This is a genomic window from Paenibacillus sp. FSL M7-0896 (assembly GCF_037975415.1).
Taxonomy (GTDB): Bacteria; Bacillota; Bacilli; order Paenibacillales; family Paenibacillaceae; genus Paenibacillus_AQ; species Paenibacillus_AQ silagei.
Genome location: NZ_CP150250.1, coordinates 846,708 through 859,918 on the forward strand (window position 1 = coordinate 846,708; position 13,211 = coordinate 859,918).

10 protein-coding genes are annotated in these 13,211 nt (G+C 53.4%); 5 read left to right on the forward strand and 5 right to left on the reverse strand.

The features are described 5' to 3' along the window. The first annotated feature begins 1 nt into the window (after position 1). Positions 2–871 (forward strand): carbohydrate ABC transporter permease, encoded by an 870-nt coding sequence (locus MKY12_RS03530; protein ID WP_036723143.1) that lies wholly within the window; start codon positions 2–4, stop codon positions 869–871. A gap of 33 nt (positions 872–904) precedes the next feature. After that, positions 905–3,124 carry an alginate lyase family protein gene (locus tag MKY12_RS03535; RefSeq protein ID WP_339314764.1) on the forward strand — a complete coding sequence of 740 codons (2,220 nt, stop codon included), beginning with the start codon at positions 905–907 and terminating at the stop codon, positions 3,122–3,124. Between the two features lie 48 nt (positions 3,125–3,172). Here the strand turns inward: MKY12_RS03535 and MKY12_RS03540 are convergent, their stop codons facing one another. The 5 genes from MKY12_RS03540 to MKY12_RS03560 form a co-directional block, all read right to left on the reverse strand. Continuing rightward, positions 3,173–3,976, reverse strand: coding sequence for a (2Fe-2S)-binding protein (locus MKY12_RS03540; protein ID WP_339312953.1), 804 nt, complete (start codon positions 3,974–3,976; stop codon positions 3,173–3,175). Continuing rightward, positions 3,961–4,962 (reverse strand): iron-siderophore ABC transporter substrate-binding protein, encoded by a 1,002-nt coding sequence (locus tag MKY12_RS03545; RefSeq protein ID WP_339312954.1) that lies wholly within the window; start codon positions 4,960–4,962, stop codon positions 3,961–3,963. Before MKY12_RS03545 ends, MKY12_RS03540 begins: the two co-directional genes overlap by 16 nt. A gap of 81 nt (positions 4,963–5,043) precedes the next feature. Further along, entirely contained in the window at positions 5,044–6,681 is a 1,638-nt protein-coding gene (locus MKY12_RS03550) for an AraC family transcriptional regulator (protein WP_339312955.1), read from the reverse strand. Between the two features lie 17 nt (positions 6,682–6,698). Further along, on the reverse strand, positions 6,699–7,724 hold the full coding sequence (locus tag MKY12_RS03555; RefSeq protein ID WP_339312956.1) for a helix-turn-helix transcriptional regulator: 1,026 nt from the start codon (positions 7,722–7,724) through the stop codon (positions 6,699–6,701). 117 nt (positions 7,725–7,841) lie between these two features. After that, on the reverse strand, positions 7,842–8,618 hold the full coding sequence (locus MKY12_RS03560) for a polysaccharide deacetylase family protein (RefSeq protein ID WP_339312957.1): 777 nt from the start codon (positions 8,616–8,618) through the stop codon (positions 7,842–7,844). Between the two features lie 192 nt (positions 8,619–8,810). On the opposite strand from MKY12_RS03560, the gene dgt reads away from it, so the two are divergent. From dgt to MKY12_RS03575, 3 genes are all read left to right on the forward strand, one after another. Further along, the gene (gene dgt, locus MKY12_RS03565; protein WP_339312958.1) at positions 8,811–10,220 is read left to right on the forward strand and encodes a dGTP triphosphohydrolase; all 1,410 of its coding nucleotides are present in this window, start codon (positions 8,811–8,813) and stop codon (positions 10,218–10,220) included. 218 nt (positions 10,221–10,438) lie between these two features. Next, positions 10,439–12,223, forward strand: coding sequence for a HAMP domain-containing methyl-accepting chemotaxis protein (locus MKY12_RS03570; RefSeq protein ID WP_339312959.1), 1,785 nt, complete (start codon positions 10,439–10,441; stop codon positions 12,221–12,223). A 317-nt stretch (positions 12,224–12,540) separates the two neighbouring features. Further along, positions 12,541–12,753 (forward strand): hypothetical protein, encoded by a 213-nt coding sequence (locus MKY12_RS03575; RefSeq protein ID WP_339312960.1) that lies wholly within the window; start codon positions 12,541–12,543, stop codon positions 12,751–12,753. Positions 12,754–13,211 lie beyond the last annotated feature (458 nt).

Consider the following 13,211-nt stretch of genomic DNA (forward strand, 5'->3'; position numbering starts at 1 on the left):
TATGAAGCTTAAGGCAACCTGGTTTGACACCATTATTGTAGTCATGATTTGCTTAATCAGCTTGCTGGTTATTCTGCCTTTTCTATATATTATCGCGGTCTCGTTCAGTCCGCCGGGAGATTCGATGGCCGGGAATTTCTTCATCTGGCCCAAGCACTGGACACTGGACGCCTACAGCTATCTGCTGAATGCGAATACGTTCCTGACCTCCGTCAAGAACTCTGTCATTATCACGGCGATGGGCACGGTGCTCAGCTTGTTTGTCTCGATTACACTGGCTTATGCCCTGTCGAAGAAATTTCTGCCCGGCCGCCGGATCATGCTGCTGGTTATTTTCTTCACGATGATCTTTCACGGGGGCATGATTCCGAACTATCTGGTCGTCAAAAATCTGGGTCTGATCGATTCTTACTGGGCGGTAGTGCTTCCGGCAGCCTCCAGTGCTTTCAATATCATGGTCATCCGCTCGTTCTTCCAGAGCCTGCCTGAGAGTCTGGACGAAGCGGCAAGAATAGACGGGGCGGGGGAATTCAGGATTCTCTACTCGATCGTGCTGCCGCTGTCCAAGCCGATTATCGCCACGTTCACCCTGTTCTTCATGGTGCAGTTCTGGAATGAATTCTTCTCGGCGGTTATCTATCTGAATGATACGACACGCTGGCCGATTCAACCTCTCCTGCGGCAGATGGTGGCGATCAGCGCCTCCAATATCTCGGCAGAGGCAGCGGTGGATGCTTCACTTGCGGCCAACCTTGGACCCAATGTCCAGAATGCGGCCATTCTGCTGGCGATGCTGCCTATCGTCATAGTGTACCCGTTCCTGCAGAAGTATTTTGCCAAAGGAGCCATGCTTGGTTCGATTAAGGAATAGACTCAGGCGGAGAGATCCGCGAATATAAAGGTGATGATAGAATTGACTATGGGGTATAAAGATCTGCGGCACAATCCCGCATATACGAAGCCGCAGCTGGCTGCCGGGGAGTTCTTAAGCACAATGCTGGATTTGACCAGACCGGAGCTTGCTGAGGTAGCTGCGAAGCTGGACGTAGGCGATGTCCCCGGTGCACGGGATGCTTATTTAGAAGTCATTGCAGCGGGTAACAACGGGAGATACTACTTTGATGTGAAGGATGTTCCTAAGCTGAAGGCGTACGCCGCCAGCCATTACAGCGGAGAGGAGGAGGCGCAGCAGGATATTACCGAGGCGGACCGGATTGTGGAGGGGGATATCCCCCTGTTCAAAGGGAAAAGAGTGCTCTTCCGGAACGGAAGCTACGACTGGAACAGCTGGCTGTTCGACAGCTCGCAGTATCAGCTGCATCTGACCCGGTTCGTCTATGTGAAGCGTCTGTCCAGAGCCTACGCGCTGACCGGGGATGATAAATACGCCAAATGCTTCAATGATATGATCAGTCATTTCATTGACGATAACCCTATGCCGGTGGATGGTACGTTCCGGGCGGAGCATTGTAGCTGGGACCCCCTCTCGGCCGGTGTGCGGATGTTCATGCTGCCGGAAGCCTTCATTACCTTCTTCGGCTCTCCGGCCTTCGAGCCTGAGGTGAAGCTGAAGCTGATTCAGTCCTTCCAGCAGCATGGCGAATATGTGCGCAAATACCATGCCAGCGGCGGCAATCATGTCTGCATGCAGCTCCGGGGGCTGACTCAGACGGCGCTGCTTCTGCCGGAGCTGAAGGATTCCGCCGAATGGCTGGAATACGCCGGGCGTAAGCTGCCGGGATACATCCTTGAGAACGTCTACCCCGACGGGGTACAGTTCGAGGGCAGTCCGAATTACCACCTGATCGTCATGCGCGAGCTGTATGAACTGGTGGTTCTGTACCAGAAGCTCGGCATCGATGCCGGAGAATACCGGGAGACGCTGGAGAAGATGTATGTCGTCACGATGCATCTGCTGGCACCGGACGGGCAGCTGGTCAAGTTCGGCGATACCGATGTTCAGGTGCTCAGCGAGCTGCGTAATGTCATGAGCCTGGGCGCTTTCCTGTATCAGCGGGGGGACTTCAAGGCGCTGGGGCATGAGCGGCTGCCGTTCTCCCTGCTGTGGAGAATCGGGCCGGAGGCTGCGGCGGAGTATGCTCAGCTCAAGGCTGTGGAGCCTGCGGAGACGGCAGCCTGCTTCCCGGCAGGCGGTTATGTGACCTCGCGCCAGGGCTGGAGCCCTGACGATATGTACATGGCGATGCGGGCAGGTGTCGGGATCGGCGGGCATGCGCATTCCGATGCGCTCAGCCTGGTGCTCTACGCCGGAGGACGCGAGCTGCTGGCGGATTCAGGTATGGGCTTGTTCGAGTGGAACAAAGAACGTAAATATACAGTCTCGACCCGTGCCCATAACACTGTAGTTGTCGACGGTCAGGACCAGCATGTCCGCAGCTTCCACTGGAATACGCCGCCTACGGCGAACTGCAGAATCTGGGATACCCAGTTCAATGAGGCGTATGACTACACCTTTGCGAGCCAGTACGGATATACCCGGTACGAAGATCCGGTGGTTCACTCCCGCAAGGTGCTGTTCGTTAAGAACAGCTATTGGCTGATCGTGGACCTGTTCCAAGCAGAAGGGCAGCACCGCTATGAGCAGTATTTCCACCTGCCGCCGGGTACAGCGTCTTACGATTCTCTCAGCGGGGAAGTGGTCTCGCAGCTGGAGGGGGCCAATCTGCTGCTGAAGCCGCTGCCCTCCGGGCTGGCGGACGACCGGCTGACGCTGGAGCAGGGCCTGATCTTCAAGCAGGGCCACTACAGCGGGAATCCGGTAATGAAACGTTCCCTTACCCTGACCGGAAGCGCAGCCATCGTTACCCTGGCCGTTCCGTTCGGAACAGCGAAGCCGCAGGTGAGTGTAGAACGGCTGCCGGTACGGCAGCATGGGGAACTACTCTCCGTACAGGAGGCCACCTCGCTGCGTATCGTCATGGAAGACCGGGTGGATGACATCTGCCTCTATCATAAGAGTGTCGATGTCACCAGCTACCTCGACCATACCGGCAATATTATCTCTGAAGCGCTGCTGCCCCGCAAGACGGAGCCGGAAGGCATCGCGTTTGCCGCAGGCAGCTATAACCGGGATGTTATTGTTATTAGTGGTCCTAGAGGATAGCAGAACAGAACTAAGCAACGCCCATCCTGAACCGGGGATGGGCGTTGCTTAGTTGTCTAATATATTCCATCTGTCTTCCGGTGATAGCTTGGGGCAAGTGCTGCAATACTCTCCGGCATCAGGCCCAATCCTGATCTGGTAGGCCAGACAGCAATGCCTGCGCAGATATAATGAACGGCCGCGCAGCTTCGGATGCTCAACCTTGCGGAACCGCATGGATAATTCATCCGGCTTCTCCGGCTGAAGCAGGGCAGTATAATCCTGGCTGATGATCCGGCCCCGATCCTCAGAGTCCCAGAGTTCCTTGTCCGTATGCAGCCGTCCATACAGATTATGCAGATTATGTGCAATCAGCGACCACATGACTTTCTCCTTAGCTCCCGTATACCCTGATACAGCCTGGAGCACCTGCCGTAAATGTGCCAGCAGGCGATCTATATAGTCGGCAAGGCAGGCTTGACGGATTTTCGAAGAGTTATCAAACCATCTGTCCGTGGCTGCGGTCTCCGCTTCATACTGCATCATTCCTGCATCCGTTAGCTTGAACCGTAAAGCACCGGGCAGCAGAGAGAGCGGGGTATCGAAGAGAGTGATGGAGGCGGCCAGTCCCATAATCAACACCGAGTACCTTTTGGCAAACAAAGTTCCGACCACAATTCCTCCAGGCTCCCCAAGCTGGAGTGATTGCTGCCCGATAATTAACGGGAGCTTCGCCTCGTCCAATAGATCTCCTGTACTGTATGGAAAAGAATTATTCCTGTCTTCCGCGACAGTCACGGCAAAATGCTGCTGCATGAAATCTTGTATCCACTGGCTGCTAAAAGGTATAACCTCACTCATTGCTCTAGCCATGCCATGATTTCATCAATAATTTCACCCCGGCCGATCACTCCCCAGCCCTTAAAGAGCCAGAAGGAATCGGTCTCATGAACCTTTCCTCCCTGTACGGCAGGGATGTTCTTCCAGAGTGCGCTGGCCTGCATGTTGTCCAGGAAATCGCGGGCATTCGGGTCCATCTCAAGGACGATGAAATCTGCTCCCAGCTCCGGCGTTTTCTCCAAGGATAAATCCTCTCTCTGCTCTGACGGCGTAAGTGCGGCAGGTTCGAAACCGAGATCCTGGTAGAGTAATGCATTGGTTGGATGACCTTGCTGTGCGTACACTTGGAGTGTCTTCTCCCGTACACGGAGGTAGGCGAGTTTTTTGTTGTCCAGTGCTTTGATTTTCTCGCTGGCCTGGACCGTTTTCTGTTCCAGTTCAGCAATTTTTTCCTTCGCCAGGTCCGTCTTGTCGTACATCTCCGCAATGGTTAGCAGATCCTTGGTCCAAAAGGAAGTATCGTCGCCATAATCAAGCCATTCATTTCCAAGAACAATGGTAGGGGCGATTTTGTTCAGTTGCTCATACTTATTCTCGGCCGTCCGGCTCTCAATAAGAATCACATCCGGATCAAGCAAGGTAATGGCCTCAAGGTTGGGATTATCCGCCGAACCTACGGTTTGTACCCCCTGCAGCTTGTCAGCCAGATAGGGAAGATAGTCTCCTCCGTACCGGACCTCGGTGTTCACACCGGAGGGCTTCTCTCCGATAGTCAACAGATGATCTATGTACTCTGCCGAGAGAACAACGATTTTTTCGATTTTGGCCGGAATCACAGCTTCTCCCTTAAGGTGGGTAATTGTGCGTGTGCCCGGTTCCGCAGCCCCCTGATCGCTGGTTTGGGAAGCGGAGGGACTCTGTTCTTCGGAGGCCGGTTGTCCCGCTGTATTGCTGCACGCGGCCAGTATCAGCAGCAGCACAGCAAGGAGCATGATCTGGATGGATTTCATTCGATTCATTTATTTCTAGTCTCCTTTGTGCAATAGATAATAATAATCATTATCATTATGATAGGAGAACGATACCTACTTTACAATGGATTATAACCCTGTGTTGGCGTGGATAATTCTATCGGCCGGCCTGCTAATCCGGGATGCAACATACGACATGGCCCACTTTCTGCCTGAGGGTCCGAGTGTTTTGAACAACAGATCTCCGGCATCGAATACCCGGGACTGCTTCACTGCATCCAGGGAAGACCATTCTCTGGACGAGAGCAGTGCTTCCAGCCGTTGTCTCGATTCCAGGGTAGGGTCCGCAGCCAAAAAGATGGTTCCCGGGTTATGCAGGGGAAGCTCATGAATCTCGAAATCCATTGCTTCAGTCTGCTCACGGGTTGAGGGGGGCGGACTCAGTCCAAGATCTTGGTATAGCAGAGTTCCTGTCTGATTGGAGGTGCCGTATAAGCGGTAGAATTCAGAGCTGACTCTGATAAAAGAAACTGTGGGCCGCACATCCTGTGCCTCCAGCTGTGATCTAAGGAGGTGCTTCTGCTCTGCGTAGCGGTTCATCCAGTCGTCTGCCTGCTGCTCTCTGCCCAGAATGCGGGACAAACGGGACAACTGCTGCTCCACATTATCGGTATGCTTAAGAACAACCGTCGGTGCGATGGACTCCAGCAGCTCGCCTGGTAACAGGCGGTCGCTCCCAATAATCAGATCAGGCTTCAACCGTGCCAGCTCTTCATAATTCAACCGGGAACCGTTCAGGCGGACTATGTCCTGCTCCAGTATACCGGAGTGGGGAAGGCTGTAATTTCTTGACACCCGCTCCCGGTAAGACAGCGCAGCCACTGGCATCAATCCAAGTGTCATCAGATAATCATCCAGACCATAGTAGAGAACAGCAATACGGATATGATTGTTTTTGAGGTAGCTGGCCGGTGCCACGCCTTCCGATTTTTTGAACACCCGGCTAAAATAATGCTCGTCCTTATAGCCCACTTCCTTGGCGATCTGCTTGACACGTTCGGAAGAGAAGAGCAGCTGCTTGGCCCTTTTTATCCGTTCCTCCTGCAAATAGGCCATAGGTGTCTTGTCTGTAAGCTGCTTGAACGCTCTGATAAAATGATTGGTGCTTAAGCCCGCCATTAGAGCCAGTTGCCCAACTTTAAGCTCTTGGTTGTAGTTGTTCTTCATGTGGGCAAGCACAATATCCATCCCTACAGCCTTGTCCTGCACAATACGCTTACTTGGTTGAAGTATCAACGCGAGCAGCTGTTGCAGCCGGTGCTTGGCGTGCATGATTTCCTCCAGGTTACGGGTACGGTGAAAGGAGGTCATTTGCCGGTTGATCTCTGCAGCCAGCGGATGGCCAGCTGCTTCAAGCTTCCCGCTAACCGGAAATACCGGAGGATGTAGCTCCTGGTGCCTGTGATTTTTACGAAGCTGTATACAGGAGAAGAAAATGATCACATAACGTAGCGGTTCTGTCGTCAGCGCTTTGCCTTCCACTGAAGTTTCGGGCAACAACAAAAAGAAATCTCCTTTATTCGCTGTAAGCAGCCCTCCATTTAGGATAATCTGCCCTTTACCTTCTGTGACATAACACAAGGCATGGTGGTGAAGGGTCCTTCGGGGCATAGCCTCCCCTTCCGCCAATCTTCCGTAATAGCTGTGTACGCTTGAAAAAAACAAGCGCTCCAGCCTGAACGCTGCCTGCGGTATTGTGGATAACATGCGTTCCTCCTCTGGTTTCAAGTCTCGTAAATAATATTGCCCGTCTCACTCAGGTCATAGCTGTGAATTGAGCTTAGCTCACTGCGGAAGGCCTCCGAGCGCAGAATATCCAGAATGGCGTTAATCCAGGCTTCATTCTCCGGCTTCTTCATCATGACCAGATCGTAGCGCTCGCGGATCAGCGGAATGAAGTCGATGCCGTCAATGATTCTGGCGGCTTTCTCAGTGCCGATGCCCACATCCGCCCCGCCTCTTGCCACCAGGCTGGCTACTGCCAGATGGCTGTTCTCTTCATTAATGTATCCGTTCAAGCGGGAGGACGGAATTCCATGCAGGCGCAGTTGTTCATCCAGCAGCACCCGGGCGCCGGAGCCGCGCTCACGGTTAATCAGCGTTAGCCCGTCCTGCCGGAGATCCCCCCAACTGCGGATGCCCAGCGGATTGCCCTTCTGCACATAGAAGCCTGCGCTGCGTGTTAGCAGATGCACTACAATATAGGAGAAGCCTACGAGCAGCTTGCGGATATAGGGCAGGTTATATTCGCCGCTATCGCCATCCAGCAGATGGGTACTGACAATATCTGATTCGCCCTGATACATGGCGATGAGGCTGTCCAGACTGCCTGCATAGGAACGGAGCGGGCGGGTGGAGGGCAGGGTCCGCTCCAGATGGGTCGCCAGAATATCAAGTGACATATCCTGCCCGGTAATGACTACATGTACACCGCTGCTCTTCATGCTGTGCGGCGGCGGGGAGGCGAAGGCCTGATAAGGCGCAGCGAACGGGGGGCCCATCTGCTGCGCTGACTGCGCCTGAGGCAATGCAGCTTCGCTCAGCCCGCCCCCGGGCAGCGGATGCGCAGAAGGCCCGCTGTTGCGGGAATTCTGCTTGTACCTCTCCAGATCAGAGAGGTCAACCCGCATCTGCTTGCCGACACGGTAAGAGGGCAGCTCGCCCTTTTTAATGAGATCATAGACCTTGAGCTTGGAGATTTTGAGCAGCCGGGCGATTTCCTCGGTTGTATAGGAAGTATTCTCGGTCATGTATTGTACCCTCCTGGGGGATGGACATCGGCAGATTCACAAATAGCCATATTAGGATAGCCTTATTATGCTCAAGACTACCTTATTTTGTGAACCTGTGCAATCCGGGCAGGCCCCCTAATAGGTCATATGGCGTTCTGTCTTCGCCTGCTGCACATCGGATAGCTGAATCAGCTCCGAGACGGTAACAAACCGGAAGCCCTGCTTCTTCAGCTCAGGCAGAATGATTTTCAATGCTTCCTTCGTCTGCGACGGCCCGTGGACATGGTCGTGGAACAGGACAATATCGCCGCTCTTGGCATTGCGGATCACCCGGCTTGAGATGTTCCAGACGCCTGGGCGGTTCCAGTCGCGGGTGTCCTGATGCCAGGACCACAGAACGGGCTTAAGGCCCATGCTGTTGGACACATCGATCAGCGTCTCGTCATACATGCCGCCCGGCGGTCTGAACAGGCTGCTGTGTCTGCCGGATATCTTCATAATTTCCTTCTCCGTCAGCGCAAGCTCCTCCTGAATCTGCTCCCCGGAGATCGGCCTTTTGAAATAGACATGATTATAGGTATGGTTCGCCAGCTCATGTCCTTCATTAATCACGCGTCTGGCGACATCGGGATAAGCGGCGATCCGCTTGCCAATCGCAAAAAATGTGCATTTTGCTTGATACTCATGCAGCACCTCCAGAATGCCGTCCGTCTCCAGGGGGTCCGGGCCGTCATCGAAGGTCAACGCAATCACCTTCTGGCTGGTGCGCACTTCCCAGATCATATCGCCGCGCTCCTCATAGTAGTAGCGGTTTTTTGCCTTGTTCGGACTGCCCAGGGCCAGATCGGAAGGGCTGTGCATCAGCGCCAGTGCGGCAAGAACTGCGGCGGTCAATCGGGTGGCTGTTCTCATGGCTCTCAAATTCACTCCACACTTGTTTTTATAAGCGGTTCTTGCTGCTTAAGTCTTAGAATGCTCTATCCCCCTTGGTTGCTATGCATCTATAGCAGCCCGCAGGGCGATTTGCATTTTAGAGTGAAAGTTCCGGCAGAAATGACTTATAATAAGTTACTAAATACAGATCAAGGAATAGGGGCGGCGGAGATGAGACTGATTGAACAAAGAGAGCATAGACAATATCCCGAAATCACGAAGCTGGAGACCTCCAGAGCCGCATATGAACGCGACTATTCGCGTCTGATCCATTCGCCGACCTTCCGGCGGCTGCAGGGCAAATCGCAGGTGTTCGGGGCCGGAACCGGGGATTACTACCGGACGCGCCTGACCCACTCGCTGGAGGTGGCGCAGATTGCCCGTGAAGCGGCCAAGAGTCTGCTGCGTTCTTACCCGGAAGTAGAGACAGGAGCGGCGGAGAATCCGGGCCTGGTCATTGATCCCGAGGTAGTGGAATGTGCGGCAATCGCCCATGACTTCGGACATCCCCCATTTGGGCATAAGGGAGAAGAGGTGCTGGACAGCCTGCTGGAGAAGCTGGTTACCCGCAAGACGGTGGAGGCAGTGGCCAAGTCAGGCGCAGGTCCGGTTCAGCAGCAGACGATTCATGAGAGCATGAAGCGCAAATATGAGCATTTTGAAGGGAACGCCCATAACTTCCGCCTGATTATGTTCCTGGAGAAGCGCGAGAATATCGACGGTCTGAACCTCTCGGACGCGGTGCTGCTGGGCATTAATAAATATCCTTTTCCCGGGACGGTGCTGAAGAAGGGGATGTATCTGCATGAATGGGAGTATATCCATGAGATCCGCACCCAGTGGGGAATTCCGGCAGGCAAAAAGACGCTGGAAGCGCAGCTGATGGACCTGTGTGACGATATTGCTTATTCGGCGCATGATCTGGAGGACGGCATCAAGGCCGGTAAGATTGAGGTACATGAGCATTTCCTGCATGACGACTATATCCAGCGGCTGATTGTGGAGAAGATCACTACGCTTGAGGATGCCTTCTGGTCCGGCTGGAACAAGTCGGCGATCCGCTTCAAGGTGGAGGAGGTGCTGAGTTCATTCCTGCGGGTCTGGAAGGAGAAGATGCCTACCTGTGAGAATGACTATTCCCGCACCCGCCGTGAAGTCAAGGCCTATTGGGTCAGCACCTTTGTCGCCAGCCTTGGCGTAATCGGGGACGGGGACTGGAAGAAGGTTACCTTCATTAAGGAAGGCAAGGAGGATGAGGATATGCTGCGGACCGTCAGTGTGCTCAAAAGCTTCGCCTGGGTAACGATGATCCGCGATTTGCGCGTACAGCGTCTGCAGAAACGGAGCGAGTGGATACTGCGGCGGCTGTGGGAGGCATTCCTTGATCCCGAGACCTCCCGGAGCATTATCCCTTCGGACTGGCTGCAGCGGTTCGAGAAGGATCAGAAGTCGGCCAAGCCGATCTGGACCTGGGAGCATATGGTGACCGATTATATCGCCGGAATGACCGATGCCTTTGCCGAGAAAATCTACAATGAGCTGTACGGGCTGAAGGTCGGTTCGATATACGATCTGGATTAGACCTATACTGGATTAGACCTATATATGTGGAGCCTTTACCTGTCCGCCGTTTGGGCTGGCAGGTAAAACCTTACATCGAGAGAAACATGTAAATTTTTAACCGACTGTTGCCGACATAGTAAATGTAACCTATTTTTTTTTGCTTTTTTTATGAAAATAAATGAAATCAGATGGAAAATGGTGTAAACATCCAGATATTATCAAGGGGGCACACAGGTGTGGGTATAGGTCAGCGACTGAAGGATCTGTTAGGAAAAGGGAGGAAAGGAGCAGACAAGGAGCAGCAGGCAAGTCTGTTCCGGGGCAGAAAAAGCATCGGCTCCAAGATAGCCTACGGTTATGCGGCTCTGGCTGTATTCGTTACGATCAGCGGCGTGGTTTCGCTCTATCAAATGAACAATATGCAGAAAAACACCGGGAACATCATTAAAAATATCATTCCCGAGCTGAACAAAATTCACAATGTCAATTACCTTACAGAGCATGTTATGGCTCTTAGCCTGCAGCATATCCTGAGCACTGATAACGCGGACAAAAACGCGCTTGCGGAAGAACGGTCCAAATTCATCGGCAAAGTAGCGGATACTTTTAAGGAATATAAAGCCAATCTGAAAGGAGAGCAGGAGCTGAAGCAATTACAGTCGCTCGTCGGGAAATGGGGCGAGTTCCTGACTGTCAACAATCAGGCGATCCTGCTCAGCAGCTCGAATGACGAGAAATTAGCCCTGGAGGTATCGCGGAAAGGGATTGACGCTTTTAATTCCATGCAGGTAGATCTGGATGCGCTGGTGGCGCACAGCCAGAAGGATGCTGAGGACGAGGGCAAAACTTCTGCGAGTATTTTCAATACCGCCGGGAGAATGAATATTGCAACTGTGCTGATTGTCCTTATCGTTATCGGTTTGGTGAACATGTTCGTCCGCAGAACGATCATCAATCCGCTGAAGAAAGTAACGGCGCAGCTGCAGCAGATCTCGAGCGGGGATCTGACGGCGGAAGAGACGCTGATCCGCAACAAGGACGAGATTGGCCTGCTGGCCAAGACCGTGAATGAAACGAACCGCACGCTGCTGGAAATGGTCAGCCGGATCAGAAATGTATCCAGGGTCATTACGGAGCAGGGCGATGTGCTGATGCATACAATTGCTGAAACCAAGGAAGGCAGCAGCCAGATTGCGCTGACGATGGAAGAGCTGGCCACAGCCTCCGGAAGCCAGGCCGAAGCAGCGGTGGATGCCTCCAAGGCGGTGGAGGAGCTGAATACGTTAATTGAGAATTTTGCCGGCAGAGGTACGGATCTCTCCAATCATTCAGAGCAGGTACGTCAAAAGGGTGAAAAGGGCCGGGCGCTCATGGAAAGCTCCGTGGCGCAGATGAACGAGATTGCCGATGCGGTCTCGCAGTCTATGGACACCGTAGAAGAGCTGAACCGCAAGAATGAAGGTATCTTCCATCTGGTGGGGGCCATACGAAGCATCTCGGAGCAGACCCATCTGCTGGCGATCAATGCCGCTATTGAAGCCGCACGGGCCGGTGACAGCGGACGCGGCTTCGCCGTTGTCGCACAGGAAGTGCGGAAGCTGTCAGAGGATGTGCAACAGACGGTCTCGGAGATCACAGAGATTACGCAGGGCATCCAGCTCGACTCCAGAACCATGGTAGAGCAGCTGCGCGGCGGGGTAGCCAAGACGGAGCAAGGCAGCCGGCAGATTGTCGAGACCGGTGATGCGCTGGCTGAGATCAACGGCTCGGTCCGCATGATGGCGGTGACTATCGACGAGATGAGCCAGGATCTGCAGCAAATGACCGGTGCCAGCGAGACCATGAACGAGTTCAGCCAGCATATCTCGGCACTCTCCCAGCAATCGGCGGCAGGTGTCGAAGAGACCTCGGCTTCAGCGCATGAGCAGCTCAGCTCGACCACCGCTGTGGCTAACGGCATCTCGGAGCTGAAGCTGCTGCTTGCGGAGCTCCGGGAGTCGGTGACCCGCTTTAAGGTGTGAGGGGGATAGATTGAACTTAAAGGCTTCTGGGCGGCGATGCCGGCCGTAACTGCGGTGATATTTGGTCTTACGGCCGCTGTTGTTCCCGGATTTCTTGGATTGAACCGCAGTAGCGGTTGAAATCCGGGAACAAAGGCGGACGCTATCGCTCCTACAGTTCCAAATATCCCCTCCGTTACTCTCATCTAGCTCTGGTTACTTCAAGTTCAATCTATTTAGGGATGGAAGTAAATAAAGAGCCTCTGCTTAGTTCAGCAGAGGCTCTTTATTATGCGTGAATTCGTGAATCACTGAATGAACTGAATTGCTGAAATTAGTTGAAAGAGTTGAACGAGCTGAGCATTTATCGACATGTGGGTGCTGGTGATGCTAATGTTGGTAGTGATGCTAATGCTGGTAGTGATGCTAATGCTAATGCTAATGCTGATGCTGATGTTGGTGTTGGTGCTGTTGCTGTTGCTGATGCTGATGCTGATGTTGGTGCTGTTGCTGATGCTGATGCTGTTGCTAATGCTAATGAGTTCGCTTAGAATCCTGCACAATTTGCAACAATTACCTGATCAATATGAGGTGAATGAGGGATTGTTGCACAAATGTCAGCAATTCTTGTCCAGTTGGCCGATGAAGGGAACAATTCCTGCATTTCATGCAACAATCCTCACGAATAGCCCAAATTGGCGATACACGAGTTGCAATATGTGCAACATTTGGCGGAGGGGACCGTTAGAACTCTAAACTGTGAGTCTGCGAGTTAACAAACTTGCCATTACGCAACCCACCCACTAGCTCGCCAACGTGCTAAGCTACGGTCTGCCAACCCACCCACTAGCTCGCCAACGTGCCAAGCTACGGTCTGCCTGCCAACCCACTAGCTCGCCAACCCACCAACGCATCAAGCTACGGTCTGCCAACCCACCCACTAGCCCGCCAACGTGCTAAGCTACGGTCTGCTAACCAACCATAGCTCGTCCACCACCAACACACAGCC

Coding starts and splice junctions, on each gene's coding strand:
- MKY12_RS03530 (WP_036723143.1), top strand. CDS start 2: ATGAAGCTTAAGGCAACCTGGTTTGACACCATTATTGTAGTCATGATT.
- MKY12_RS03535 (WP_339314764.1), top strand. CDS start 905: ATGATAGAATTGACTATGGGGTATAAAGATCTGCGGCACAATCCCGCA.
- MKY12_RS03540 (WP_339312953.1), bottom strand. CDS start 3,976: ATGGCTAGAGCAATGAGTGAGGTTATACCTTTTAGCAGCCAGTGGATA.
- MKY12_RS03545 (WP_339312954.1), bottom strand. CDS start 4,962: ATGAATCGAATGAAATCCATCCAGATCATGCTCCTTGCTGTGCTGCTG.
- MKY12_RS03550 (WP_339312955.1), bottom strand. CDS start 6,681: ATGTTATCCACAATACCGCAGGCAGCGTTCAGGCTGGAGCGCTTGTTT.
- MKY12_RS03555 (WP_339312956.1), bottom strand. CDS start 7,724: ATGACCGAGAATACTTCCTATACAACCGAGGAAATCGCCCGGCTGCTC.
- MKY12_RS03560 (WP_339312957.1), bottom strand. CDS start 8,618: ATGAGAACAGCCACCCGATTGACCGCCGCAGTTCTTGCCGCACTGGCG.
- dgt (WP_339312958.1), top strand. CDS start 8,811: ATGAGACTGATTGAACAAAGAGAGCATAGACAATATCCCGAAATCACG.